General features: G+C 70.9%; 22 protein-coding genes. 1 reads left to right on the top strand and 21 read right to left on the bottom strand.

From position 1 onward, the window contains the following. Window position 1 precedes the first annotated feature (1 nt). The 17 genes from QUG98_RS09215 to QUG98_RS09135 form a co-directional block, all read right to left on the bottom strand. A complete protein-coding gene (locus QUG98_RS09215) occupies window positions 2-5,848 on the bottom strand; it encodes an Ig-like domain-containing protein (protein ID WP_289470256.1) in 5,847 nt (1,948 codons plus the stop codon). Beyond that, entirely contained in the window at window positions 5,845-7,254 is a 1,410-nt protein-coding gene (locus tag QUG98_RS09210; protein WP_289470255.1) for a serine/threonine-protein kinase, read from the bottom strand. Before QUG98_RS09210 ends, QUG98_RS09215 begins: the two co-directional genes overlap by 4 nt. Window positions 7,255-7,408: 154 nt before the next feature. After that, a complete protein-coding gene (locus tag QUG98_RS09205; RefSeq protein WP_289470254.1) occupies window positions 7,409-8,230 on the bottom strand; it encodes a PP2C family protein-serine/threonine phosphatase in 822 nt (273 codons plus the stop codon). 52 nt (window positions 8,231-8,282) lie between these two features. After that, window positions 8,283-9,026 (bottom strand): FHA domain-containing protein, encoded by a 744-nt coding sequence (locus tag QUG98_RS09200; RefSeq protein ID WP_289470253.1) that lies wholly within the window; start codon window positions 9,024-9,026, stop codon window positions 8,283-8,285. Between the two features lie 2 nt (window positions 9,027-9,028). Further along, window positions 9,029-9,643: a hypothetical protein gene (locus QUG98_RS09195; RefSeq protein ID WP_289470252.1), complete on the bottom strand. Its 615-nt coding sequence runs from the start codon at window positions 9,641-9,643 to the stop codon at window positions 9,029-9,031. 106 nt (window positions 9,644-9,749) lie between these two features. Then, window positions 9,750-10,511: a YaaA family protein gene (locus tag QUG98_RS09190; protein ID WP_289470324.1), complete on the bottom strand. Its 762-nt coding sequence runs from the start codon at window positions 10,509-10,511 to the stop codon at window positions 9,750-9,752. Window positions 10,512-10,516: 5 nt separating this feature from the next. Beyond that, a complete protein-coding gene (locus QUG98_RS09185) occupies window positions 10,517-10,780 on the bottom strand; it encodes a F0F1 ATP synthase subunit epsilon (RefSeq protein WP_058729238.1) in 264 nt (87 codons plus the stop codon). 1 nt (window position 10,781) lies between these two features. After that, entirely contained in the window at window positions 10,782-12,236 is a 1,455-nt protein-coding gene (gene atpD / locus QUG98_RS09180) for a F0F1 ATP synthase subunit beta (protein WP_289470251.1), read from the bottom strand. A gap of 48 nt (window positions 12,237-12,284) precedes the next feature. After that, entirely contained in the window at window positions 12,285-13,187 is a 903-nt protein-coding gene (locus QUG98_RS09175; RefSeq protein WP_289470250.1) for a F0F1 ATP synthase subunit gamma, read from the bottom strand. After that, on the bottom strand, window positions 13,188-14,816 hold the full coding sequence (atpA, locus tag QUG98_RS09170) for a F0F1 ATP synthase subunit alpha (protein WP_058729235.1): 1,629 nt from the start codon (window positions 14,814-14,816) through the stop codon (window positions 13,188-13,190). It abuts the gene before it with no gap. A 110-nt stretch (window positions 14,817-14,926) separates the two neighbouring features. Next, entirely contained in the window at window positions 14,927-15,721 is a 795-nt protein-coding gene (locus QUG98_RS09165; protein ID WP_058729234.1) for a F0F1 ATP synthase subunit delta, read from the bottom strand. Window positions 15,722-15,723: 2 nt separating this feature from the next. After that, on the bottom strand, window positions 15,724-16,278 hold the full coding sequence (locus tag QUG98_RS09160) for a F0F1 ATP synthase subunit B (protein ID WP_058729233.1): 555 nt from the start codon (window positions 16,276-16,278) through the stop codon (window positions 15,724-15,726). Between the two features lie 9 nt (window positions 16,279-16,287). Continuing rightward, window positions 16,288-16,524, bottom strand: a complete 237-nt coding sequence (gene atpE, locus QUG98_RS09155; protein WP_027465781.1) for an ATP synthase F0 subunit C — start codon at window positions 16,522-16,524, stop codon at window positions 16,288-16,290. A gap of 56 nt (window positions 16,525-16,580) precedes the next feature. Next, window positions 16,581-17,366, bottom strand: a complete 786-nt coding sequence (gene atpB, locus QUG98_RS09150; protein ID WP_111226179.1) for a F0F1 ATP synthase subunit A — start codon at window positions 17,364-17,366, stop codon at window positions 16,581-16,583. Window positions 17,367-17,545: 179 nt separating this feature from the next. Beyond that, on the bottom strand, window positions 17,546-18,025 hold the full coding sequence (locus tag QUG98_RS09145) for a Cg1360 family ATP-synthase-associated protein (protein ID WP_289470248.1): 480 nt from the start codon (window positions 18,023-18,025) through the stop codon (window positions 17,546-17,548). After that, window positions 18,022-19,248 (bottom strand): MraY family glycosyltransferase, encoded by a 1,227-nt coding sequence (locus QUG98_RS09140; RefSeq protein ID WP_289470247.1) that lies wholly within the window; start codon window positions 19,246-19,248, stop codon window positions 18,022-18,024. Before QUG98_RS09140 ends, QUG98_RS09145 begins: the two co-directional genes overlap by 4 nt. Next, window positions 19,245-19,919 carry an L-threonylcarbamoyladenylate synthase gene (locus QUG98_RS09135; RefSeq protein ID WP_289470246.1) on the bottom strand — a complete coding sequence of 225 codons (675 nt, stop codon included), beginning with the start codon at window positions 19,917-19,919 and terminating at the stop codon, window positions 19,245-19,247. Before QUG98_RS09135 ends, QUG98_RS09140 begins: the two co-directional genes overlap by 4 nt. A gap of 37 nt (window positions 19,920-19,956) precedes the next feature. Between QUG98_RS09135 and QUG98_RS09130 the strand changes: the two genes are divergently transcribed. Continuing rightward, window positions 19,957-20,610, top strand: coding sequence for an HAD-IA family hydrolase (locus tag QUG98_RS09130; protein ID WP_289470245.1), 654 nt, complete (start codon window positions 19,957-19,959; stop codon window positions 20,608-20,610). Between the two features lie 51 nt (window positions 20,611-20,661). Here QUG98_RS09130 and prmC read toward each other — a convergent pair whose 3' ends face one another. From prmC to thrB, 4 genes are all read right to left on the bottom strand, one after another. Next, window positions 20,662-21,552 (bottom strand): peptide chain release factor N(5)-glutamine methyltransferase, encoded by an 891-nt coding sequence (gene prmC / locus QUG98_RS09125; RefSeq protein WP_434533431.1) that lies wholly within the window; start codon window positions 21,550-21,552, stop codon window positions 20,662-20,664. A 14-nt stretch (window positions 21,553-21,566) separates the two neighbouring features. After that, entirely contained in the window at window positions 21,567-22,649 is a 1,083-nt protein-coding gene (gene prfA / locus QUG98_RS09120; RefSeq protein WP_289470243.1) for a peptide chain release factor 1, read from the bottom strand. A 3-nt stretch (window positions 22,650-22,652) separates the two neighbouring features. Further along, window positions 22,653-24,923, bottom strand: coding sequence for a transcription termination factor Rho (gene rho / locus QUG98_RS09115; RefSeq protein ID WP_434533427.1), 2,271 nt, complete (start codon window positions 24,921-24,923; stop codon window positions 22,653-22,655). A gap of 120 nt (window positions 24,924-25,043) precedes the next feature. Next, window positions 25,044-26,000 (bottom strand): homoserine kinase, encoded by a 957-nt coding sequence (gene thrB / locus QUG98_RS09110; RefSeq protein WP_289470323.1) that lies wholly within the window; start codon window positions 25,998-26,000, stop codon window positions 25,044-25,046. Window position 26,001 lies beyond the last annotated feature (1 nt).

Genomic DNA, 26,001 nt, shown 5'->3' with positions numbered 1-26,001 from the left:
CCTAGCCTGCGGTGGGGCTGCTCGGGTCGGTACCGGACGGCGGGTCGGCCGTGCCGGTGGCCGGGTTCGCAATGTCGCGGCGGGCTCCGTTCGGGTCCTGCTGGCCCTTCACGGTCGCCTTGACCCTGATGGACGAGTACCCGCTGGGCACCTTGTCGCGGGTCGTCCACGCGGCGTTCGTGTCCGGGTTCGTGCCGTTGCAGACCACAACCAGGTTGCAGTACGAAATCTCGTAACCACTCGGCGTCAGACCGCCCGCGTTGGCTGGCTTGTTGATCACCGGGGGTTGACCCACGACAGCACTCTCGACCGACGCGCGGGTGGTGAACGGCGTCAGCGTCCCGAGGTCGGTCGACGAGCAGTAGTCGTTCGTCTCCGTGGTGCAGGCGTAGAGCACGATGTCACTCTCGACGCCGAAGCCGGCCCCCAGGGTGTTCGTCGTGCCGTTCAGCGGGATCAGGGCACTGCCGTTCACCGCGTACGCGTAGTGATCGACTCCCGGTCGGCCATCGACGCGCACTGCGATGAGCACGCTCCCGTCTTGGTCAGGACCGACCAGTGCAGCGTTGCCGGTCGGAGCCGACGGCGAAGTGAAGCTCGTCACCGGGTTCGAAGCGCCGACGGAGCAGAATCCGCCGGAGTTGGCGCTGAACACGACATAGCGGTAATCACCTGCATCACCGCTCACACCCCGATCCGGGCTCGACTGCACGGATTGGAGGCCGCGGGCGTCGCAGGTGGTGGGGACCGCACCGCTCGTGCGGTACACGGTGTTGGTCAGTTGACCGCCCTGAGCGCTGCCCCCGGTCACTGACCAGTCGACGACGGTCTTGCCGTTCTCCGCTCGAGACGACGCGGTGATCGCCGCGGCGGTCGGCTGTCCGTAGGCGACGGCGTCGCCCGACGTCGATCGGTTCCAGTCGGCATCTGATGCGACGATCGCGCGGTTCTTCGCGTAGACAGTTGCCGAGTAGGAGGCACCTGGCGTGAGCCCGTCGAACGTCGCGGACGAGTTTCCTGCAGCGACGGTCTGCGTCGTCCCTCCACTGCCGTTGAGGGCAACGACGTAACTCGACACCGCGCTCCCCGGGCCGGGCTTCGGGACGGGCGTCCACGACACGACGATCTGGTTCGGGGTCGAGGTGCTCGCGGCAGCCGTCACGTTCTGTGGGGCGCCCGGGATGAAGTCGGCGCTCATGACAGCGCTGGTCGCGGACGGAGAAGAGGTCCCGATCGCGTTCGTCGCTGTGACCCGGAACGTGTACCGCTGTTGAGGATCCAGGTCCGTCAGGGAACAAACGGTCGCCGCACCACAGTCACGGGCGTACGAGGAGCCGCCGTCGCCACTGCCGGTGACCCGGTAGTTCGTGATCGGCGCGTTGTTCGCCAGTGGGGTCGACCACTGCAGACGGACCACACCGCCTTCGTACGACCCGGTCTTGGTGGGTGCCCCCGGCGCGTCCGGGACGTCCTGCACCGAGACGGTGACGTCGCCCCAGACGTACCGCGACGGGTCGTCCGTCGCGTCGGCGACCTGGTACTGCAGGTGTGCGTCGACGGGCTGAGCACCGTTCGCGACGGTGACCTGCAGCCGGGACCGGTCGGCGCTCGGCGTGACGCTCACGCCGGCGGGGAGTCCACCGGTGAGTCCGCGGATCGCGACCACCCGGAGCGACCGGTCCGGGAACGGGTTCGTCGCCTGGTCGTTCGCCAGGACGTCGATGGTCGCGGACGTCCCGCGCGCGACGACGGCGCGATCGGCTCCCGGCTGCACGAGGGGCCTGGTCGACCCGACGATCCCGACCTGGACGACGCCGGCACGGCCCTGGTTGGCGGCGTCGGACACCCCGATGCCGATCGACGCCGTCGTGTCCTTCGCCGCGTCCTCGGCCACGGACACCCGGAGCTGCTGGCCCTGGACGGTCGCGGTGGTGCCGGAGCCCGGGCGGCTGACGACGGAGTACCGCAGCTCCCCGAGGTCGTCCGGGTACGGGTAGTCCGTCAGCTTCGTCAGGTCGAGCGTCCGGGAGTCGCCCGGCTGCATGTCGATCGACGACCCGGTGAACGCGGGTGGCTGGTTCGACCGCGGAGTGACCTTGATCGGCAGGACGAGCGTCGCGACCCGGCCCTTGCCGCCGTTCGTGCTCGAGCCGTCGGTGACCTCGAAGGAGATCGACGCATTGCCGTAGAAGAGCTTCGAGGACGTGAACTGCAGCGTCGACCGGTCGACCACGAGATCCTGACCGTTCGCGTGCGTCGCCTTCACGGTGCTGCGGTCGGTGATCTGCGCGGTGCGCCCGTTCGCCGTGACCACGTAGCGGTCGAGCGGGATGCGGACTGTGGCCTCGCTCTTCACGGTCACCGCGCCGACGCTGCGGTCGACCTGCGGCAGGGCGTCGTCGAACCCGGGCACGTGCACGAAGCCGTACGACACGACGTCGGGGTGGTCGCTCCTGGCGACCGAGAACGGCACGACCTGCGCGGCGTCCGTCAACCGGATGGTGATCCGACGGTCCTTCGTCACCTGCGCGGTGTCGCCGTAGCCGTCGACCACGCCGACCTCGAGTCGCGAGGTCGACCCCTCGGCGAAGAAGACGTTCTGCAGCACGTCGACCGTCACGCTCTCGCGGCGCAGGATGTCCTGCAGGTCGAGCGTGGTGTCCTCGACCTCCGGCCGGAGCGGCGGGGCGTCGCGGTCGACCGTCACGGTCAGGAAGGCGGTGCTCGACCCACCGCTCGCGTTGGCGACCGTGTAGAGCACCGCGAAGTCACCCTCGGTGGCGGAGCGGGGCGGTGTGACCCGCACCTGGCTGCGCTGGAGCACCTTCGCCGTGACCCCGGCGGCGGTGGGTTCCGCAGCGGTGACGGTGAGCTGCCCGCCCTCCGGGTCGGAGTCGTTCTGGAGGACCCGGACGGTGACGGACCCCCCGGGACGGATGGTCACGTGGTCGGCCTGGGCGACGGGGTTCGCGGCCTGCTCGGCGCGCGGGCTGATGCCGACCCGGACCGTCCCGGTCGCGCGGGCGCCGAGCGCGTCCACGACGGTGTACGTGAACTCGTCGGTACCGGAGGAGTAGTCCCCCGCGTCGTAGGTGAGCGCGTCCGCGGTGACGTCGCTCACCGATCCCTTCTCGGGGTTGTCGGCGACGCCGACGAGCTGCACCGAGTCGCCGTCGGGATCGATGCCGTTCAGCGGCACGGTGATGCGCACGGCCTGTCCGGCGACGGCGCGCGCCGTCACGGTCTCGGGTACCGGCGGGTTGTTCGTCGCGACGTCACGCTCCCGCACGGAGATCGACACCGTCGCGTCGGCGTACTGCCCGTCCGGCCCACGGACGCGGTAGACCGCGGTGTGGTTGCCGGGCGTGTGTGGTGCGAGGTACCGGAGCCGGTCGCCCGCCACGAAGAGCAGCCCGCCGTCGCCCGGGACGTTCTGCACGAGCTGCGGGTCGAGCGTCAGCGGCTCACCCTCCGGCTGGGTGTCGTTCGCCAGGACGTCGATCTCGGCCACGTCCCCGACCCGCACCGTGGCGGAGTCGGCCTGCGCCACGGGCGGTTGGATCCGGTCGGGCTTCGGGATCTCGACCACCGTGATCGTCCCGGCGGCGGTGGCCAGCCCGTTCGACTCCGTGTACCCGAACGTCACCGGCCCGTCGAGCGGCGCGGTCAGCGTGACCCGGACGACGTGCTGGTCGAGGATGCTCGCCTGCACCCCGGTGGCGCGACCGGGCCCGTCGAGCGCGGTGACCATCAGGACGCCGCCGGCCGGGTCGGTGTCCGTCGCGGTGACGTCGGTGTCCTTCGTCGACAGGGTGGTGACGAACACCGTCTTGGGCGTCGTGATCGGCGGGGTGGATGCGTCGGGCGGGGCGAGCACGGTGACCCGGACGACGCCGCTCGCGGTCTTCGTGCCGTCGGTGACGGTGTACTCGAGCTGGTGGTCCCCCACCGCGGCACCCTGGACGCGGAACGTGCCGGCGTCGTACGAGGGGGTGACCGTCAGGCCGCTCGACGACGACACGCTGGTCAGCGTGACGGTGCCGTTGCCGCCGCGGACGTGGTCGAGCGGCTCCACCGTGAACGCCTTGTCGGCGTAGCCCTGCACCGCGAACGCATCGGCGCGCAGCGGGACGTTCCCCTGCGCCGCGACCCGGACGGTCATCGACCCGCGGCCGCGGTCGCGTCCGTCGCTCACGACGAGCTGCACGGTGCGGTCGCCGGTCCGGCCGCTCGCGTTGCGGAAGTCGAGCAGCCCGTCCGGCGTGGTCGAGACACGGTCGCCGTCCGCCGAGGCGGACTCCAGGTAGACCGGGTCGCCGTCCGGGTCGACCCAGTCCGACAGCACGTCGGTCACGACGTGCCCGTTCTGCACCACGTCGGCCGAGGTGCTGCGGACCTGTCGCGGCGGCTCGTTCTCCGAGTCGGGACGGACGGTCACGCGCACGGTCGCACTGTCCGACCCGCCGTTGCCGTCGGTGATCGTGTACTGGAAGGACAGCGTGCCGCGGGCGTCCGCGGTGAGCGTGACCTGCAGCCGCTGCCCGTCGCCGACGATCGCGATGGTGCCCTGACCGTCGGGGATGCTGCCGACCTCGCTGATGACCAGTGGGTCACCGTTCGGGTCGTAGTCGTTGAGGAGCACCGGCAGGCTCGTCGTCCGTCCGGGACGCGCGCCGAGCTCGTCGTCCACGGCCACCGGCGGCTTCTGGTCCTTGTCCACCTGCGGGTCGTCGTCCGACACCCGTTCCTGCTGCCGCTCGTCGTCCTGGTCGACCAGGTCGGACCAGTTGTCGATGAGCTGTCCGCTGCGACCGATCGCCCACGACCGCCCGCTCCGCGGGTCGTTCGCCACGACGGTCTCGCCGTTGTGCACGATCTGCAGGTCGTCGGCGTCGGCGCTCTGCGCCAGCCGCTGCAGCCCGCTGCCGCGGCAGGAGTCCATCGCCTGCCCGCCCGCCCACGCGGCGTAGGTGCACGAGCCGACCACCGTCGGGCGCGCCGCTCGACCCGAGACCCGCAGTGCCGTCCGGTCCACCTGGCCGGAGGCGGAGACCCGCACCAGGCCCGCGGTACCGGCCACCAAGACCGAGGACGAGGAGTCGGACGACCGCTGCAGCGCAGGGGTCCCGCCGACGCGGTCACCGAGGTCGACGGTGTCCCCGTCGACCGAGAGCTGCCCCGTGGTCCGGTCGAGGACGGCGACGTGGTCCCCGAAGGACGCGACCTGGAACTCGTGGGAGCGGTCGAACCGGACGTCCCACCGCTGCTCGACCGTCAGCTCGGACCCGACGTCGACGAGTGACGCCCGCCCGGTGCGCGGCGAGTAGACGGCGACCCGGTCGTCGGAGGCGTCGAAGACGGCGTCGGCACCGAGGGTCAGGTCGGCCCTGGCCGAGGCGTCGAAGTCGGCCAGCCGGGCAGCCGGGGTCGCCCACAGCTCACCGGTGTCGCCGTTCCCGACGACGGCCGTGTCCCCGGCGAAGAACACCTGCGGCGACCCGGCGGGCAGGGTCACGGCGTCGCCCACGGTCGCATCGGCGACGTCGACCTTGGCCACGGTCCCCTTCGTGCCGTCGACGCTGTACACCTCGGCACCGCGCTGCACGACCGAGAGGTCGTCGCTCGGCGTCTCGACGGCGGTGTTCAGCGCCAGGACCCCGGTGTTCGCGCGGCCGACGGCTCCGTACTGCGCGGACGGCACCCACACCGTGCCGTCGCCGAGGTCGATCCGCTGCGTGTGGTACCCGGTCGACACGACCGCAGCGGTCGCCACCACGGCACCGACGACGACCGACGCACCGAGCGTCACGGCCGCCGACCGGTGCTTCGCCAGGAGCGCCCGGATCACCCGGTGCTCCCGATCGTCCCGCACTGCTCGGGGCTCGCGGCGCCGGTCTTGCCGTCACGGTTCACGGCGACCGTGATGCACTGCTCGGTCCCCGTCCCACCGGACACGACGAAGGTGGTGCCGGTCTGCTGGCTCGTCGCGCCGGACGAGGTGATGACGTAGGTGTCGCCGGGACGGAGCCCCGGGTCGGCCCAGCTGAACGACACCGAGTCGGCACCGGCGCGAGCGCTGACGTCACGGACGGTCGGGATCGACGCGGTGCCCGCGCGCGTGACGAGCAGGACGCTCACCACGGCGACGGCCGCGAGGACGAGGACACCGGCCGATCCGGCGACCACGACGTTCGTCCGGCCCCGTCGACGCGCGACGGTCGCCGAGCCGGTGCGGTGGACCGTCCCCACGCTCTGGACCCCCGCGAAGGCCCCGCCCTGGACGGCGCGCCGTGTGCGTCGCCGGGCGCCGGTCCGGGAGGGCGGCTGCAGCTCGCGGACGACGGTCCGGTCCGCGTCGGACGACGGGGTCGCGACCGCCCACGACTCGACGGCCACCTCGGCGGGGGTCTGCGGGATCCCGAGCTCCGCCTCGACCTGCTGGAGTCCGCGGACGAACTCCATCACGGTCGCCGGGCGCGTGGACACCCGGCGCGACATCGCCGTGGCGAGCAGTCGCTCGAGCGACGGCGGGACGTCGGTCCTGCCCGTCGGCCGGACGCCGCCCTTGTCGATCCGGTCCATCAGGTCCGCCGCGGCGTTCTTCCCGCCCGGGACCTCGAACGGACTGCGCCCTGCGAGCAGCGAGTAGACGGTGGCGGCGAGCGAGTACACCTCGGACTGCACGGTCCCGCGCGACTCGTCGCCGAGCACCTCGGGCGCGGACCACGGGATCGACATGCCCACTGGTTCGTCCGGGTCGGCGCTGCCGATGGTCGCGGCGATGCCGAAGTCCGACAGGACGGGGGTGCCGTAGGCGGTGCGCAGGATGTTGGAGGGCTTGACGTCCCGGTGGAGCACGCCCTCCCGGTGGGCCGTCTCGAGTGCCGACCCGATGCGGATGCCGACGGCCAGGATCTCCGACACGGGGAGCGGCTCGCGGCGGTACCGCTGGCTGAGCGACGACGAGCACAGCTCCATGACCAGGTACGGTCGCCCGTCGGCCGCGATGCTCGCCTGGAACACCGTGAGGATGGACGGGTGCGTGCTGAGCCGGGCCATGAGGTTCGCCTCGGCCTGGAACATCTGCCGGACGCGCTCGTCGACGACCTCGTCCAGGAGCACCTTCACCGCGACCTGCCGTCGGGGCATGTCCTGTTCGTAGAGGAACACGTCGGCGAAGCCACCGGAGCCCAGGACGTGGACGGGGCTGAACCCGGGGATGACGGGCGGGTCGGACGGCAGGCGTCGGGCCATCTGCGTCGTTCCCTCCCCCGGCCCCCGGCCGGATCTTCCGTTCCTCGCAGCCAGGTCATTCTACGGAGCGGGCCCCGACGCCCGGGAGCCACGGGCGACCCTGTGGACAGCGACCATCCCCCACTTCGGGGGACGCCGGAGCCGCCGGTCGCGGTCAGTGCCGCGGCAGCGTGTCCTCGACGTCGGTGTCCTCCGGCGCGCTGTCGACCTGCACGACCACCACCGTGACGTTGTCGCGGCCGCCGGCGACGACCGCGTCGCCGACCAGCCGCTCGGCCAGTGCCTGGGCTCCGGGCACCCGCGCCGCGATCCGGGCGATGCCGACGTCGCCGAGTTCCTTGGTGAGTCCGTCGGAGCACACCAGGTAGCGGTCGCCGGCGCGCAGCGGCAGCGTCCACCAGTCGGGCTCCGGCGGCTCGCCGAAGCCGACCGCGCGGGTGATGACGTTGCTGTCGGGGTGCTGCTCGGCGTCCTCGGCCCGGAGCAGGCCGGCATCGACCATCTCCTGCACGACCGAGTGGTCCACCGTCACCCGTCGCAGTGCACCCGACTCGATCCGGTAGGTGCGGGAGTCGCCGACGTTGAACACGAGCGCGGCCGGCTGTCCGTGGCTCGCGACGAGCGCGAGGCCGGTCACGGTGGTGCCCGCGCCGAGGGCGTTGCCACCGGCCGCCCGCTCGATGTCGGCGGTGGCGAGCAGCAGCGCCCGCTGGATGTCCCGGCGGCTGCTGAAGTCGCCGGTCGCGACCTGGTCGAGTCGGCGGACGACCGCGTCACTCGCCCGGTCCCCCGCCAGGTGTCCGCCCATGCCGTCGGCGACCACGAAGAAGGGTGCGCCGACGAGGTAGCTGTCCTCGTTGTGGTCCCGACGGCGACCCACGTCGGTCGCGGCTCCCCACGAGAGCGTCAGGGGGGTGCCGGCTGCGCCGGGGACGTCGATGGCGTGCTCGGTGGCAGCTCGGCCGAGTTCGGTCACGGTTTCAGGATCGCTCTCTGGGAGTGGCGGGACGTGCCGGACGGACGGTCCGTCACGGGGCCGGCGGGAACGGTGGGAGGCCGTCGTCCGGTCCGACCCGGAGGTGCGGCGACAGGACCTCGATGACGTTGCCGTCACCGATCTCGACGAGCGTACCCGTCAGGACGACGATCGACGCACCCGCGGCCATCCGGAACGGCGCGGCGCCGGGTGGTCGGACGACGGTACCGTTCGTCGACCGCAGGTCCTCGACGACGGCGGCCTCGCCTGCGGCGTGCACGAGCAGGTGCGACGACGACACCTGTCCGCTCGGGGACGGGACGGGCACGAGGACGGGACCGTCGTCGACCACCACGCGTGGCGCGGCAGGTCGACGTCCGACGACCAACGGTCGGTCGAGCCGGACGACGCGCCCGCCGATCCGCACGGACGGCGTCCGGCGCTGGACCGGGCGCTCGTCGGCGACCGGAGCTGCCGCACCCGCTGGTGCTCCCACCGGTGTCGCCTCCGGAGCCGGCCGACCGGGCCGACCACGCAGCACCGTGTCGTCCGCGGCTGGTCCGGCACCCGGTCGGACGCCTCGAGCGGGACGGATCACCGTGTCGCCGTACGGGTCGTCGTCGGCACGGTCGTCCGGCTCCGCAGCGGGAGGGCCCTCCGGCTCCGCGCAGTCCTTGCCGGACAGCGCCGGCGTGACGGACCTGCCGCCGGACGCGGCACGCGGACCGATCGCGGGTCCGGTGTCGGAACGCGCACGGATGACCGTGTCGTCGTCGTGCACTGGTTCCCGCTCCATGGTCATCCCACCGTAGACGATCCTGTCGACCCCGTCGGCGCCCACGCAGGGCCGTGTCCGGCACGGACGGCACGCAGGACCAACCAGCCGAAGGGGTCGTCCGGTCGCGTGTCCAGTGCGTGCCGCGCGCGCACCTCCGCACGCGCGGACGAGCCGAGTGCCCAGGCACACCAGGCGCCGAGGGCGAGCGCGCCGGCTGCGCCGATCGCCACGTCTCCCCCGACCGCTCCATCGGCGCGCCAGATCCGCCAGGCGGCGGCACACCGATCGCCCGCGAGGCGCAACCGCGTGCGGTCGGGTTCCGGACCCGACCCGCCGAGCGCCGGTGGTGTCGGATCGCGGAACGGGTCGAACGGGACGACCGTCCCGGGGTCCGGACGCCCGCGCGCAGCGAGGAAGCCGACCAGCGCGAAGCGTGTCGCGAGCGCGCCGCACGCCGTCGTCACGGCGACGGCCTGCGCACGCGTGAGCACCTCGTCCTCCGCCGGTCCACCGGCGCCTCGCGGCGGAGACGGGGCGACGAGCGCGCCGCAAGCGGCACGCAGGGTGACCGCAGCGGCGATCTCGCGCGGGTAGCGCACCAGGGTGGACGGAGGGCGTCGTGTCGTGTAGGTCATGCACGAGATCGTGACGGGTGCCGCGCCTCCCGGCCGATGGCAACAGAGCATCTGTGGACGGGTCCGACGGATCCGCCGGCTGTGCAGGACGGAGCCCTGCTGGCGGTCAGAGCCGTACCGGCTCGAGGCTCTCGGCCACGAGGTCCCACCCGTCGTCCGTCTGCTCGACGACCACGCCGTGTTCACCCGCCCACCGCAGCAACCCCGCGGTGTCGCCCACGTCGGCAGCGGTGCGCGCGAGGAGCGAGGTCAGCCGCCCCTTCGCCGTCTTGTTCCAGTGGTTGAGCGCACGCCGACGACCGCCCTCGTCGACGGAGACCACCCGGAGGGTGACCGCCTCGGGTACCGGTCCGAGGGCACGGTAGCCCTCGGAACGCAGGTCGAGCACGAGGCCGTCCGCGAGACGACCGAGCGCACGGGCCGACGGCCCGGGCCAGTGCCCGGCGAGTCGGAGCGCTCCGAGTCTGGAGTCGTGCGAGAGCCGGTACGCGGGGATGTGGTCGCCGGCACCGATCGGACCGAACATCGCGGACTGGACCACGACGTGGTCGGACCACCAGCGCCGCGTCACGTCGTCCGCACCGGGGGCGTCGAGCGGGTCGTAGAGCACGCCCGTGTACCGCTCGATCGCCGGCAGTGTCGGTGCGGTGTCGAGCTCCAGGTTGCGGAGGCGCTCCGACACGGACCGCGGGCCGAGCTTCAGGGCCGTCCGTGCGGTGGACTCCTCGGAACTGACGGAGCGGGCCGCGGTGATCACCGCGGCCCGCTCGTCGGACAGTTCCGGGAAGGACAGCCCACCCAGGTCGAGGGTGCGTGCCGTGTCCCCGCCCTCCCGCTTCGTCTCGGACGGCGGGAGGAGGACGGTCAGTCCGGTCAGGACGCCAGCGCGGCCTGCCGCGCCACGATCGTGACCGTGTCGTGCTCGACCGACAGGAAGCCGTCCTCGGCGTCCGCCGTCACCGTCGAGCCGTCGGCCCGGGTGATGCGGACCTGGCCCTGCGCGAGGGTGGCGAGCAGCGGCTCGTGCCCCGCGAGGATGCCGATCTGGCCCTCCGTCGTCCGTGCGACGACCATGGTGGCGTCGCCCGTCCAGACCTCGCGGTCCGCCGAGACGACGCTCACGGTGAGTGCCGCCATGTCAGCGGTTCTCCTTCTGGATCTGCGCCCACTTCTCTTCGACGTCGTTGATGCCACCAACGTTGAAGAAGGCCTGCGTGGCCACGTGGTCGAACTCGCCGTCGGCGATCGCGCGGAAGGACTCGATCGTGTCCTTGAGCGGGACCGTCGAACCCTCGACACCCGTGAACTTCTTGGCCATGTACGTGTTCTGCGAGAGGAACTGCTGGATACGACGAGCGCGCTCGACCGTGATCTTGTCCTCTTCGGAGAGCTCGTCGACACCGAGGATCGCGATGATCTCCTGCAGCTCCTTGTTCTTCTGCAGGATCTGCTTGACGCGCGTCGCGGTCTCGTAGTGGTCGGCGCCCAGGTACCGGGGGTCCATGATCCGCGACGTGGAGGTCAGCGGGTCGATGGCCGGGTACAGACCCTGCGACGCGATCTCACGGGAGAGCTCGGTCGTGGCGTCGAGGTGCGCGAACGTGGTCGCCGGCGCCGGGTCGGTGTAGTCGTCGGCGGGGACGTAGATCGCCTGCAGCGAGGTGATCGAGTGACCACGTGTCGAGGTGATGCGCTCCTGGAGCACACCCATCTCGTCGGCGAGGTTCGGCTGGTAGCCCACCGCGGACGGCATGCGGCCGAGGAGCGTGGAGACCTCGGAACCGGCCTGCGTGAAGCGGAAGATGTTGTCGATGAAGAGGAGCACGTCCTGCTTCTGGACGTCGCGGAAGTACTCCGCCATCGTCAGCGCCGACAGGGCCACGCGCAGGCGCGTTCCCGGCGGCTCGTCCATCTGGCCGAACACGAGGGCCGTCTTGTCGAAGACACCCGCCTCTTCCATCTCGCCGATGAGGTCGTTGCCCTCGCGGGTGCGCTCGCCGACACCGGCGAACACCGACACACCACCGTGGTCCTGCGCGACGCGCTGGATCATCTCCTGGATGAGGACCGTCTTGCCGACGCCCGCACCACCGAAGAGGCCGATCTTGCCACCCTGCACGTAGGGGGTGAGGAGGTCGATCGACTTGATGCCGGTCTCGAACATGGTGGTCTTCGACTCGAGCTGGTCGAAGGCCGGCGCCTTGCGGTGGATCGGCCAGCGCTCGGTGATCTCGAGCTTCTCGTCGGTGTTCAGCACGTTGCCGAGCACGTCGAAGACCTTGCCCTTGGTGACGTCGCCGACGGGGACCGAGATCGGGGCGCCCGAGTCACGGACCTCCTGACCGCGGACGAGACCGTCGGTCGGCTTCAGCGAGATGGCGCGGACCAGGTCGTCGCCCAGGTGCTGCGCGACCTCGAGGCCGATCTCCTGCGACGAGTCACCGATGGTGACGGTCGTGTACAGCAGGCTGTAGATGTCGGGGATGGCGTCGTGCGGGAACTCGATGTCGACGACGGGACCCGTGACACGGGCGATCCGTCCGACACCGGGCGCCGACGACGTCTCGACCGCGGTGGTGGCGGTGTCGGTCATGGCGTGTGCCTTCCTGAGGGGTGGTGTCTGTCCGCGGACGTCCGCGGACTACTTCTTCTTCGACGAGAGGGCGTCGGCGCCGCCGACGATCTCGGAGATCTGCTGGGTGATCTCGGCCTGACGCGCGTTGTTCGCGAGCCGGGTGAACTCGTTGATGAGCGAGTCGGCGTTGTCGCTCGCGGACTTCATCGCCTTCTGGCGGGCGGCGTGCTCGGAGGCAGCCGACTGCAGCATGGCGTTGAGGATGCGGCTCTCGATGTAGACCGGGAGCAGCGCGTCGAGGACGGCGTCGGCGTCGGGCTCGAACTCGTACAGCGGCAGGGGTTCGCCGTCGGACGGCTCCTCCACACCCTCGACGACCTCGAGCGGGAGCAGCCGCACGACCTGCGGCTCCTGGGTCGCCAGGCTGACGAACCGGTTGAAGACGATGTGGATCTCGTCCACGCCGCCCTCCGCCGTGTCCTGGAGGAACTTCGACACGACCGCGTCGCCGATCTCCTTGGCGGTCGAGAACTCCGGCTGGTCGGTCCCACCGATCCACTGCCGCTCGGACGGACGCTCGCGGAACGCGAAGTACCCGACCGACTTACGGCCGACGAGGTAGAACACGACCTCCTTGCCCTCGCTGCGGAGCAGGGAGGCGAGCTCCTCGCCCTGCTTGAGGACGTTGGTGCTGAACGCGCCGTTGAGGCCGCGGTCGGACGTGAACAGGACGACCGCCGCACGGGTCGACGACTCGGGCTCGGTGGTCAGCACGTGGTCGACGTTCGAGAACGTCGCCACGGCCGACACGGCCCGCGTCACGGCCCGCGAGTACGGGCCGGACGCGGCCATGCGGGCCTGCGCCTTCTGGATCCGCGACGCCGAGATCAGCTCCATCGCGCGAGTGACCTTCTTCGTGGTCTTCGCCGACTTGATGCGCTGTCGGTAGACCCGGACCTGTGCTGCCATCTAGCGACGACCCTTGACGATCTGCTCCTGGTCGACGTCCTCGGCGTCCGCCGCGTCGAACTGCTCCGACCCGAGCGTCTTGCCGTCGCTCGTCTGGAAGCCCTTCGTGAACGCGTCGATCTCCCGGTCCATCGCCGCGACGGTCTCGTCGCTGAGCTGGTTCGTCTCGCGGAGCGTGGTGAGCACGTCGGAGTTGCGACGCAGGTGCTCGAGCAGTTCGGCCTCGAAGCGGAGCACGTCCGGCACGGGCACCTCGTCGAGCTTGCCGTTCGTGCCGGCCCAGATCGAGACGACCTGCTCCTCGACGGGGTACGGCGAGTACTGCGGCTGCTTGAGGAGCTCGGTCAGGCGGGCACCACGGTCGAGCTGACGACGCGACGCCTGGTCGAGGTCGGACGCGAACATCGCGAACGCCTCCAGCGAGCGGTACTGCGCGAGCTCGAGCTTGAGCGTCCCGGAGACCTTCTTGATCGACTTGACCTGCGCGTCACCACCGACGCGGGACACCGAGATGCCCACGTCGACGGCCGGACGCTGGTTCGCGTTGAACAGGTCCGACTGCAGGAAGATCTGGCCGTCGGTGATCGAGATCACGTTGGTCGGGATGTAGGCCGACACGTCGTTCGCCTTCGTCTCGATGATCGGGAGACCCGTCATCGAACCGGCGCCCAGGTCGTCGGACAGCTTCGCGCAACGCTCCAGCAGGCGGGAGTGCAGGTAGAAGACGTCACCCGGGTAGGCCTCACGGCCCGGCGGACGACGCAGGAGGAGCGACACCGCACGGTAGGCCTCGGCCTGCTTCGACAGGTCGTCGAAGATGATCAGGACGTGCTTGCCGCCGTACATCCAGTGCTGACCGATGGCCGAGCCGGTGTAGGGGGCGAGGTACTTGAAGCCGGCCGGGTCGGAGGCCGGGGCGGCGACGATGGTGGTGTACTCCATCGCACCGGCGTCCTCGAGCGCACCCTTGACGGAGGCGATCGTGGAGCCCTTCTGGCCGATGGCGACGTAGATGCAGCGGACCTGCTTGTCCTCGTCGCCCGACTCCCAGTTGGCCTTCTGGTTGATGATCGTGTCGATCGCGATGGCCGTCTTGCCGGTCTGGCGGTCGCCGATGATCAGCTGACGCTGACCACGGCCGACGGGGATCATCGCGTCGATGGCCTTGATGCCGGTCTGGAGCGGCTCGTGGACCGACTTGCGGGACATGACGCCCGGCGCCTGGAGCTCGAGGGCACGACGACCCTCGGCCTGGATCTCGCCGAGACCGTCGATCGGGTTGCCGAGCGGGTCGACGACGCGACCGAGGAAGCCGTCGCCGACGGGGGCCGAGAGGACCTCGCCGGTGCGGGTGACCTCCTGGCCCTCTTCGATGCCGCCGAACTCGCCGAGCACGATGGCGCCGATCTCGTCCTCGTCGAGGTTCTGCGCGAGACCGAGGGTCCCGTCCTCGAAGCGGATGAGCTCGTTCGCCATGACGCCGGGGAGGCCCTCGACGTGTGCGATGCCGTCACCGGCGTCGGTGACGTGCCCGACCTCGGCCGTGGAGGCCTTCGTCGGCTCGTAGTTCGAGACGAAGTCCTTCAGGGCATCACGGATCTCATCGGGGCTGATGGTGATGTCTGCCATGGGATTTTCCTTGTTGGTTTCCGGGGCCCTTCGGCTCCGAGAGGGTGATGCTGCCCCGGCGAGGGACAGTTCCCGTTGTGGACTTGGAGGAGTCGGCTTCGACCGTACGCTCAGCCGGCGAGCTGGAGCCGGAGCTCCGACAGGCGCGTGGACACCGTGCCGTCGATGACGTCGCCACCGACCTGCACGCGGACCCCGCCGACGACCGCGGGGTCGACGACCTGGTTCACGCTGACGTCCTTGCCGTAGCGCTCCGCGATGCCGCGGGCGACACGGGCCGCCTGGCCGTCGGAGAGCGGGGAGGCCGTGATGACCGTCGCGACGACCTTGCCGGCCTGGTCGGCCACGATGCGCGAGGCGTCGCGGACGATCTCGCCGATGCGGCGGCCACGGGGCTGCTGCACGAGGTGCTCCAGGATCGCGGTGGTCTGCGGCGAGACCTTGGCCCCGACGAGACGCTGGACGAGCGCACCCTTCTCCGACGGGCTGCCGAGCTTGGTGCCCAGCGCCAGCTCGAGCGCGGCGTCCGAACGGACGGCCGTCTCGAAGGAGAACAGTTCGGCCTCGATCGACGTCTCCGCCGACGCGGTCCGGGCGACGGCACGGATGCCGGCGTCCTCGATGCCCGCGAGCAGGTCCTGCTGCGAGGACCAGCGCGAGCCGGCCACCGCGGTCAGGACCGCACGCGTGGCGTCGGACTGGCCGCCGAAGACCCGGTCGATGACCGACTTCTTGCCGACGACGTCCGCCGTCGGGTCGGCCAGCAGACCGAGCAGCTGGGGCGCCCCGGCGATCGCACGCCCTGCGGCGAGGATCTCGACACCCGTGTCGAGCTGGACGGCGTCACCGAGGTCGGTGAGCACCGCCCGCGTCGACGCGAGCGCTTCCCTGGTGGCGCTGCGCATGCTCAGCGCTCCCCGGCGGACTGGCCCTGCGACGCCTCGAGGTCGGCGAGGAAGCGGTCCACGACCGCGGCCGACTTCTGGTCGTCCTTGAGGGACTCCCCGATCACACCGGAGGCGAGGTCGAGGGCGAGGGTGCCCACCTCGCTCCGCAGCGACTGGAGCGCGCTCTGCCGCTCGGCCTCGATCTGCGCCTGGGCGTTGGCGGTGATGCGTGCTGCATCGGCCTGTGCCTGCTCGCGGACCTCGTTGCCGATCGCGGTGGCGTCGGCACGGGCCTGCTCACGGATGCGCGAGGCCTCGGCACGTGCGTCCGCGAGCTGCTTGTTGTACTCGTCGAGTGCAGCGGCGGCCTGCTCCTGAGCGGCCTCCGCCTTCTTGATGCCACCCTCGATGGCCTCGGTGCGCTCATCGAGCATCTTCGTGATGCGCGGCGTCACGACGCGCCACATCACGAGGAAGATGATGACGAAGGCCACCGCGGACCACACGATGTCGTACACCGGTGGGATCAGCGGATTGTGGGTCTCCTCCGCCGCGATGATGAGTGCAGTCTGCATCGAGAAGCCTTAGTTGGTGAAGATGAAGTACGTCGCGATACCGATGAAGGCCAGGGCCTCCGTGAAGGCGATACCGATGTACATGAGGGTCGTCAGACGGCCCTGGAGCTCCGGCTGGCGAGCGACGGACTCGATCGTCTTGCCGACGACGATGCCCACGCCGATGGCCGGACCGATCGCGGCGAGGCCGTAGCCAACCGTTGCGATGTTGCCGTTGATCTCCGCGAGAACGGTCGTTGCGTCCACGTGTTTTCCTTTCGAGTGCGGCCCGACGGATGTCGTGCCGTATGGGGGTCAGTAGGTCAGTGCTCGTCAGCCAGCGCGAGCTGGATGTACACAGCGGTCAGCAGCATGAAGACGTACGCCTGCAGCAGCGCGACGAGGATCTCGAAGAAGCTGAACGCGATGCCGAACGCCAGGGTCCCGACACCGAAGAGCTTGAAGAGGCTCTCGGCGTCGAAGAAGAAGAACCAGGTGGCCGAGAAGAAGAGCACCAGGAGGAGGTGACCCACGACCATGTTCATGAGGAGTCGCAGCGTCAGCGTCACCGGACGGAGCACGAAGGTCGAGACGAGCTCGATCGGCGTCACGATGATGTAGAGGTACCACGGCACGCCGGGCGGGAAGAGCGCGTTGCGGAGGAACGTGCCCGGGTGCTTGCGCAGACCCGCGTAGATGAACGCGACGTAGGCGACGATCGCGAGGATCATCGGCATCGCGATGCGGCTGGTACCGGCGATGTTCATGAACGGGATCAGACCCGTCAGGTTCATGAAGAGCACACCGAAGAAGATGGTGGCGAGGAGCGGCAGGAAGCGCTTGCCGTCCTTCTCACCGAGGTTGTCGAAGGTGTTGCGACGGACGACGTCGAACGCGTACTCGATGAACGCCTGTCCGCGGTTCGGGACCAGCTTCAGCGCGCGCGTCCCGACGAACGCGAAGACGAGCAGCACGGCCACCGCGAACAAGCGGATGAGGACGATGCGGTCCATCTCGATCGGGGTCCCGGCGAAGAAGATCGGGTCCGGGAAGAACTCGTTGATCGACGGACCATGGAATTCGGCGGCCTTGCTGCTCCCCGCCGCCACGGTGTTGGCCGCGGCGGTGAGGGACAGGGGAAGAGCGTGGGATAGCAGCGCTGTCTCCTGTGTCGGCGCGCGCACACACGGCACGCGATGGTGGACTTTGTGGAGGCTCGTCCGCTCCGAGCGAGGCTCCGGACGCGGACTTCGAGAAGCCTATCAGGTGCGAGAGGCTTCTCGGGCTCTCAGGGGCGTGGGGTGTCGTTCCCAGGATCGACGGCGTCACCGGGCAGGCGCACGCCGATCGGGATGCGGGCCTTGGCGACCGCGACGACGTCGATCACGAGCGACCCGACGACGCCGACGATGATGACGACGGCGAGGACCGGGAAGTCCACCCACACACGGTCGCGCAGCGCGATCAGGACCACCAGGAAGAGCACGAACTTCAGGAACCAGGTGCCCATCACGATGCCGAAGAAGGCACCGGAGATCATCTGCCCCTTCGACACCCGCAGCGCCACCAGGACCGACACCGCGGTGAGCCCGAGGAACACCACGCTCAGCACGGCGCCGAGCAGGCCCCCGACGAGTCCGGGCGTCCCGGCGACGACCAGCCCCACGACTCCCCCGACGACGGCGAGACCGACGGCGAGGAGAGCCGCCCAGGTGAGGATCCGGCGGAACACCGGCCGGACGTGGTCGAGGGCGTTCGGTGCGGTCACGATGGGTCTCCCGGGAGGGTTCGGTCGTTGGCGGCCCGGTCGAGCGGGTCGAGGCTCGCATCGACGACGGTGTTCGAGCGGGTGGCGGCCTGCGCGGCGAACTCGGCGCGCTTCCGGCCGAGCGGGGCGAAGGTGGCGACGGCGCAGACGGCGAAGCCCACGGCGACGACGGCCACCACCCAGTACCACTCGACGAACAGGAAGAGCAGGCACCCCACGGCGACGGTGGCCGTCCACGCGTAGAAGATCAGCACGGCGTGGAAGTGCGAGTGCCCCATGTCGAGCAGGCGGTGGTGCAGGTGCTTCCGATCGGCCGAGAACGGCGACTTCCCCGCGCTCAGCCGACGGGTGACGGCGAGCCCGAAGTCGAGGATCGGCACGATCAGGATCGCGAACGGCAGCAGGATCGGGATGAAGGCGGGCAGCAGGGCCTGGCGCGTGGAGATGACCGCGGGGTCGATGTTGCCCGTCACCGAGACGGCACTCGTGGCCATCAGGAAGCCGACGAGCAGCGCGCCGGCGTCGCCCATGAAGAGCTTCGCGGGGTGCCAGTTGAGCACGAGGAACCCGCAGCACGCGCCGACGAGGACCGCCGTCAACAGTGACGGGAGGTTGAAGAAGAACTCCGTCTGCACGACCACGCGGTTGATGAAGAACGTGTACAGGAAGAACACCCCGCCGGCGATGATCGCGACGCCGGCGACGAGTCCGTCGAGCCCGTCGATGAAGTTCACCGCGTTCATCACGAGCACGACGGCGAGCACCGTGAAGATCAGGCTCATGTACGACGAGCCGACGCCGAGGGTGTTGCCGATCGGCAGCGACACGATCGCGACGCCCTGCCAGGCCAGGATGCCCGCCGCGATGATCTGCCCGGCGAGCTTCGTCATCCAGTCGAGGTCCCAGATGTCGTCGGCGACGCCGAGCACCACGATGATCGTGGCACCCGCGAGCACCGCGATCACCCGCCCCGGCTCCGAGAAGACCAACCGGAAGTAGTCGGTCCCCGCGATCGACGGGAAGAGGAACCACGCCGCCAGCAGCGACACGATCACGCCGATGTACATCGCGATCCCCCCGAGCCGCGGGGTGGGCGTGCGGTGCACGTCACGCTCGCGGACCTTCGGGTACCAGCCGTAGCGCAGGCCGAGCTTCCACACGGCCCAGCTGCAGACGAAGCTCACCACGGCGGCGATGGCACCGGCGAGCAGGTAGTACTTCACGTGACGAGGTCGGCTCCGACGACCCGGACGATGTCCTCGTCGGAGATCACCCCGTGCCGGACGATCGTCAGCTTCCCGCCGGTCGACAGGCCGGTCGCGTCGACGATCGTGGACCCGGTCGACGCGGCGAAGCCGTCGTGCACCGCCAGCGGGCCGCCGTCGAGGTACACCGACACGCTGTCGCCGAGCATGGACTCGGCCTGGTCGACGTCCATCGCGGCAGGGTCCCCGGTCGAGTTCGCGGAGGACACCGCGAGCGGGCCGACCTCCTGCAGCAGCTCGAGCGCGATGCGCGAGTCCGGCATGCGGAGCGCGACGGTGCCGCGGGTCTCCCCCAGGTCCCAGTCCAGCGAGGGCTGCGCGCGCAGGATCACGGTCAGACCGCCGGGCCAGAACTCGTCCACCAGGTCGCGGACCTGCTGCGGGATCTCGGTCGCGAGCGCCTCGAGCGTCGGCGGGCCGGGGATGAGCACCGGCGGCGGTGACTGGCGGGTGCGGCCCTTCGCGTCGAGCAGGCGCTGGACGGCGGTCGCGCTGAAGGCGTCCGCGGCGACGCCGTAGACGGTGTCGGTGGGGACGACGACGAGTTCACCCCGTCCGAGCGCGGCACGTGCGAGCCGCATCCCGGTCAGGAGCCCGTCGGGGTCGGTGCAGTCGTATCGGGAGGCCATGACTCGACGATGATAGTGCGCCACAATGGACGGCATCGTGAACGAGACGCCCGCGCCCCGACTCCTGTTCCTCTTCGACATGGACGAGGTGCTCGTCCGCTACGACTGGCGGGTGCGGATGGCGGCCCTCGCCGAGTACACCGGGCACACCTTCGCGGAGCTCCGACGACGCTGGTGGGACTGCGGCGACGAGGCCCGCGCCGAGGCCGGACACTTCCCCGACGGCGACGCCTACCTCGCCGCGTTCGCCGCGGCGATGGGGTGCGACGTCCCCGAGGCCGACTGGGCCCGGATCCGCGGTGCGGCGATGACCGAGCTGCCCGAGCGCATCGAGGCGGTCCGGATCGCCGCCGGCCACGGCCGGGTCGGCCTGCTCACGAACAACGGACCGCTCGCCGGCCGGTGGATCGGTCGATGGGCGCCGTCACTGCCCCCGCTCTTCGGCGAGCACCTCGACACGACGAGCAACTTCGGTGCGCGGAAGCCCGAGCCCGCGGTCTTCGAGCGGGCGCTCGCGCACCACGGCGTGCCCGCCGAGCGCACGTTCTTCGCCGACGACATGCCGGTGAACGTCGAGGCGGCCCGCGCCGTCGGCATCCACGCCGTCCTGGTCGAGGAGCACACCGATCTGCGCGAGGCGGTCCGCGCCTTCGTCGCGGCCCGGCGGACCGCAGCCGCACCCGTCACCTGACCGGACCCTCCCCGAGGAACGGGACGACCGGGAGGCTCGCAGCGGCTGTGCCTACCGGGTCGCGGTGGTCGTGCGGTCGCGACCCGTCAGGTCGACGTGCGTCTCCGGCGACCGGAACCCCCGCCGCGCGAGCACGTCGCGCACGCCGGCCCCCTGCTGCTCGGCGTGCTCGATGACGAGCAGCCCACCGGGCACGAGGAGCCGCCAGGCCGTCTCGGTGAGCGCCCGGACGGCGTCCAGGCCGTCGGCGCCCCCGTACAGCGCGAGCGCCGGGTCGTGGTCGCGGACCTCCGGGTCGACCGGCACCATGTCGTCCGGCACGTACGGCGGGTTCGACACGACCACGGACACCGTACCGTCGAGCTCGGGGAGCGCATCGGCGAGGTCGCCCTCGATCAGTCGCACCGTCCCGCCGTGCGCGTCCACGTTGCGCCGCGTCCAGGGCAGTGCCCCCGGCGACCGCTCCACCGCGTACACGACGGCGTTCGGCACCTCGGTGTCCATCGCGATCGCGATCGCCCCGCTGCCGGACCCCAGGTCGACCGCGACGGGCGCCGGCACCGCGGTCGCCCGCAGCGCGTCGATGCCGAACTGCACGACGCCCTCGGTCTCCGGTCGTGGCACGAAGACGCCGGGCCCGACCGACAGGGTCAGCGCGCGGAAGTGGGCCTCACCCGTGATGTGCTGGAGCGGCTCACGGGTGGCCCGGCGGGCGACCGCGTGCCGGAAGCGCTCGACGTGCTCCGGTGCGATCGCTCCCCCGGTCAGCGCGCGGGCCTGCACGGCGCCACGCGAGGTGTCCGTCGCCCACGCGAGCAGCAGCTCGGCGTCCACCTGCGGGGTCGGGACGCCGGCCGCGGCGAACGCGGCGGCCGCCTCGCGCAGGAGGCGGTCCGCGGCGAACGGTGTGGACGCAGCCGCGGCGGGCGTGTCGGGGGTGATCCGTGCCTCCCGGGCTACGCGTCCTGGTCGCCGATGGCGGCCAGTCGTGCTTCCTCGTCCGCCTGGATGGCGGACTGGACGACGGGTTCGAGGGCACCGTTCATCACGCGGTCGAGGTCGTACGCCTTGTACCCGGTGCGGTGGTCCGCGATGCGGTTCTCCGGGAAGTTGTACGTGCGGATGCGCTCCGAGCGGTCCATGCCGCGGATCTGCGACTTGCGCGCGTCCGAGGCGATCGCGTCGAGCTCCTCCTGCTGCTTCGCGAGGATGCGGGCACGGAGGACGCGCATCGCCGCCTCACGGTTCTGCAGCTGCGACTTCTCGTTCTGCATCGCCACGGTGATGCCCGTGGGCAGGTGGGTGATGCGGACCGCGGAGTCCGTCGTGTTGACGGACTGCCCGCCGGGGCCGGACGACCGGTAGACGTCGATCTTGAGGTCGTTCTGGTTGATCGCCACTTCCTCCGGCTCGTCGACCTCGGGGAAGACGAGCACGCCGGTCGTCGACGTGTGGATGCGACCCTGCGACTCCGTGGCCGGCACGCGCTGCACGCGGTGCACGCCGCCCTCGTACTTGAGGTGCGCCCAGACGCCCTGCGACGGGTCGGTCGTGTTCGACTTGATCGCGACCTGGACGTCCTTGTAGCCGCCCAGGTCGGACTCGGTCCGCTCGAGCAGTTCGACCTTCCAGCCCTTCGACTCGGCGTAGTGCGAGTACATGCGCAGGAGGTCGGCCGCGAACAGCGCCGACTCCTCGCCGCCCTCGCCGCCCTTGATCTCCATGATGACGTCACGGCCGTCGTCCGGGTCGCGCGGGATGAGCAGCCGACGGAGGCGCTCCTGGCGCTCCGTCAGCTGCCCCTCGAGCACGGGGACCTCGTCGGCGAACGACTCGTCCTCGCGGGCGAGCTCCTGGGCGGCGGCGAGGTCCTCCCCCGCCGCCTGCCAGGACTCGTACGCGGCCTTGATCTGGCTGAGCTCGGCGTACCGCCGGTTCACCTTCTTGGCTCGGGCCGCATCGGCGTGGAGCGCGGGGTCCGACAGCTGCTGTGTCAGGTCCTCGTGTTCCGCCAGCAGCCCTGCTACCGACTCGAACACGCGTTACTCCTGGTGGCCGTCGTGGCGACCGCCGGTCGTCGGGACCGACTTCTGCACCTGGACCAGGAACTCGACGTTCGACTGCGTCTCCTTGAGGTTGCGGAGGACGACGTCGAGTGCCTGCTGCGGGTCGAGACCCGCGAGGGCACGGCGCAGGCGCCACGTGATCTTGACCTCGTCCGCGGACAGCAGCTGCTCCTCGCGACGCGTGCCGGAGGCGTTGATGTCGACGGCCGGGAAGATCCGCTTGTCGGCGAGGTGCCGGTTGAGGCGGAGCTCCATGTTGCCGGTGCCCTTGAACTCCTCGAAGATGACCTCGTCCATCTTGGAGCCGGTCTCGACGAGCGCGGTCGCGAGGATGGTCAGCGAGCCGCCGTCCTCGATGTTGCGCGCGGCGCCGAAGAAGCGCTTCGGCGGGTACAGCGCAGCCGAGTCGACGCCGCCGGAGAGCACGCGGCCCGAGGCCGGCGTCGCCAGGTTGTAGGCGCGACCGAGGCGGGTGATCGAGTCGAGGAGCACGACGACGTCGTGGCCCAGCTCGACCAGGCGCTTCGCACGCTCGATGGCGAGCTCGGCGACCGTGGTGTGGTCCTCCGCCGGACGGTCGAAGGTCGAGGCGATGACCTCGCCCTTCACCGAACGCTGCATGTCGGTGACCTCTTCGGGCCGCTCGTCCACGAGCACGACCATGAGGTGCGCCTCGGGGTTGTTCTTGGCGATCGCGTTGGCGATGGCCTGCAGCACGACGGTCTTGCCGGCCTTCGGCGGCGAGACGATCAGACCGCGCTGGCCCTTGCCGATCGGCGCGACGAGGTCGATGATCCGCGTGCTGAGCTTCGCCGGCTCGGTCTCGAGGCGCAGGCGCTCGTTCGGGTACAGCGGGGTCAGGTCGTGGAACTCGACGCGCGCCGCGGCCTCGTCGGCGGTCTGGCCGTTGACCGAGTCAACCTTGACGAGCGCGTTGTACTTCTGGCGCGCCTGCTGCTCGTTGTCGCGCGGCTGCTTGATCGCACCGACGATCGCGTCGCCCTTGCGCAGGTGGTACTTCTTCACCTGGCCGAGGGAGACGTAGACGTCGCTCGGGCCCGGCAGGTAGCCGGTCGTGCGGACGAAGGCGTAGTTGTCGAGGACGTCGAGGATGCCCGCGATCGGGATGAGGACGTCGTCCTCGGTGATCTCCGGCTCGAACTCGTCGTTCTGGCCACCGCGGCCGCGCTTCCGGTCACGCTGCCGACGGCCGCGACCGGTCTCGGCCTCGTCGCCGTGCTGGCCGTTCTGCTGCTGGCCGTTCTGCTTCTGCTGACCGTTCTGCTTCTGCTGGCCGTTCTGCTGTCGGTCGTCCTGCTTGGCGTCGCCGGACTTCTGCTCGTCCTGCTTGCCGCCCTGCTTCTGCTGCTGCCCGTTCTGCTGGTCGCCGTTGGGCTGGCCGCCGTTCTGCTGGCCGCCGTTCTGCTGCTCGGCGCCCTCGGCGTTCTGCCCGCGACCGCGGCCGCGACCACGGCTGCGACGGCCGCGACGCGAGCCGCCCTCGCCCTGCTGGTCCGCCTGGTCGTCCTGCTCCGGAGCGGACGTGGGCTGCTCGGTCGCGCCGCCCTGCGTCGCCTGACCGGCGTCCCGCTGCGCCTCGTCCTGCTGGGACTGCTGCGCCGTGTCCTGACCACCGCGGCGTCCGCGACGGCGACCGGACTGCGCGGCCTCCTCCGCGTCCTTCTCGGCGCGGACCTGGTCGAGGCCCGCGAGCAGGTCCTCGGTGCCGGTGTGCCCGTGGTTGGTGTGCTCGGCGGCCGACGTCGGCGCGGCGTTCACGGTGCCGGCCGAGGAGGCGCGGCGCGAGCGGCGGCCGCGGGGCTCGGCTGCGGGCTGCTCGCCCGCCTGCTCCCCGGGCTGCTCGGCAGCGGCCTGCTGCGGCTCGGCGTCGGCCTGCTGCTGCCCGGGTTCCTGAGCGGCCGGCGAGGACGCGGGGGTCGCCAGGGTCGGCTGCTCGGCGACCGGGGCCTGCTCGGCCGGCGCGGACTGCTGCTCGGCGGCCGGAGCCTCGGCAGCCGTGTCGTCGGCGACGGGGCGCTTGTCCTCGATCGAGGCGATGAGGTCGCCCTTGCGGAGCTTCGAGAGCCCGGTGATGCCGAGCGAGGACGCGATGCGCTGCAGCTCCGGCAGGCGGAGTGCGCGCAGGTCGCTGGGGATCTCCACCGGGGTGGAGTCGTTGACGTTCGTCAAGGTCGGTGTTTCCTTTCGAACCGCAGAACGCGGAGAGTTTCCACCGTCCCGGCGCATGGGTGCGCTGCGACCGCCGTTCAGACGACGGACCGGGATTCGGTGATCTGAAAGAGAGTGCCCCCGCGCACCGGACCCTGCGCCAGCGCCGACGGATCCGGTTCGGATCGGCCTGTGCGCCTACGCTGGATCGGCTTCGAGCGCCGAGTGCGGCACCACTGTAGCACCACCGAGGTCGACGGCCAGCATGAGCGCCCGCCAGTCGGACTGGGCGTGTCGTTCCACGAGGTCGGCGGCGGTCAGGCGCTGCGACGGGTCGCTCCCGAGCACGAGCAGGCTCGGCCCGGCCCCCGAGACCACGGCGGCGAGGCCGTGCTGCCGGAGCAGACCGATCAGGGCGTCGGTCTCCGGCATCGCGCTGGCCCGGTACGACTGGTGCAGCCGGTCCTCGGTCGCGGCGAGCAGCAGCTCCGGGCTCTGGATGAGCGCCGCGACGAGCAGTGCCGATCGGGACACGTTGAACGCGGCGTCCTCGTGGGGCACGCTCGCGGGCTGCAGGGACCGGGCGAGCTTCGTCGAGAGCGTCGAGGTCGGCACGAAGACCACCGGCGAGACACCGCGGTGCACGAGCAGTCGCTTCACCGCGGGGCCCTCGGCCGTCATCCACGCGATGGTGAGGCCGCCGAACAGCGCTGGTGCGACGTTGTCGGGGTGGCCCTCCATCTCGGTCGCCAGGGTCAGGAGCGTCGACGCGTCGAGGTCGACCACGCCCTCGAGGAGACCACGGGCCGCCATCAGCCCGGCGACGATCGCCGCGGCCGACGAACCCATTCCACGCCCGTGCGCGATCGCGTTGACGGCGTGCAGCTCGAGCCCGGGCTGCTCCACGCCGGCGTGCTCGAGGCCTCGGCGGACGGCGCGGACGACCAGGTTCGAGTCGTCGGTGGCGACCTCGCCGGCACCGACGCCCTCCACCGTCACGGTCGCGCCGGGTTCCGGGCGGACGCGCACCACGACCTCGTCGTAGACCGAGAGCGCCAGACCGAGCGAGTCGAAGCCCGGCCCGAGGTTCGCGGAGGTGGCCGGGACCCGCACACGGACCGCCCGTCCGGCCGGTACAGCACTGCGGGCGGTGATG

Source organism: Curtobacterium subtropicum (assembly GCF_030362975.1).
GTDB classification, from domain to species: Bacteria; Actinomycetota; Actinomycetes; order Actinomycetales; family Microbacteriaceae; genus Curtobacterium; species Curtobacterium subtropicum.
The sequence above is the reverse complement of the archived record's forward strand: the minus strand, read 5'-3'. Positions and strand labels throughout refer to the sequence as shown.

Excerpts from the sequence above, each read along its gene's own strand:
- QUG98_RS09210 (WP_289470255.1), bottom strand. The coding sequence starts at position 7,254 with ATGGCCCGACGCCTGCCGTCCGACCCGCCCGTCATCCCCGGGTTCAGC.
- QUG98_RS09200 (WP_289470253.1), bottom strand. The coding sequence starts at position 9,026 with ATGGAGCGGGAACCAGTGCACGACGACGACACGGTCATCCGTGCGCGT.
- QUG98_RS09195 (WP_289470252.1), bottom strand. The coding sequence starts at position 9,643 with ATGACCTACACGACACGACGCCCTCCGTCCACCCTGGTGCGCTACCCG.
- QUG98_RS09185 (WP_058729238.1), bottom strand. The coding sequence starts at position 10,780 with ATGGCGGCACTCACCGTGAGCGTCGTCTCGGCGGACCGCGAGGTCTGG.
- atpD (WP_289470251.1), bottom strand. The coding sequence starts at position 12,236 with ATGACCGACACCGCCACCACCGCGGTCGAGACGTCGTCGGCGCCCGGT.
- QUG98_RS09175 (WP_289470250.1), bottom strand. The coding sequence starts at position 13,187 with ATGGCAGCACAGGTCCGGGTCTACCGACAGCGCATCAAGTCGGCGAAG.
- atpA (WP_058729235.1), bottom strand. The coding sequence starts at position 14,816 with ATGGCAGACATCACCATCAGCCCCGATGAGATCCGTGATGCCCTGAAG.
- QUG98_RS09165 (WP_058729234.1), bottom strand. The coding sequence starts at position 15,721 with ATGCGCAGCGCCACCAGGGAAGCGCTCGCGTCGACGCGGGCGGTGCTC.
- QUG98_RS09160 (WP_058729233.1), bottom strand. The coding sequence starts at position 16,278 with ATGCAGACTGCACTCATCATCGCGGCGGAGGAGACCCACAATCCGCTG.
- QUG98_RS09135 (WP_289470246.1), bottom strand. The coding sequence starts at position 19,919 with ATGGCCTCCCGATACGACTGCACCGACCCCGACGGGCTCCTGACCGGG.
- rho (WP_434533427.1), bottom strand. The coding sequence starts at position 24,923 with ATGCGCCGGGACGGTGGAAACTCTCCGCGTTCTGCGGTTCGAAAGGAA.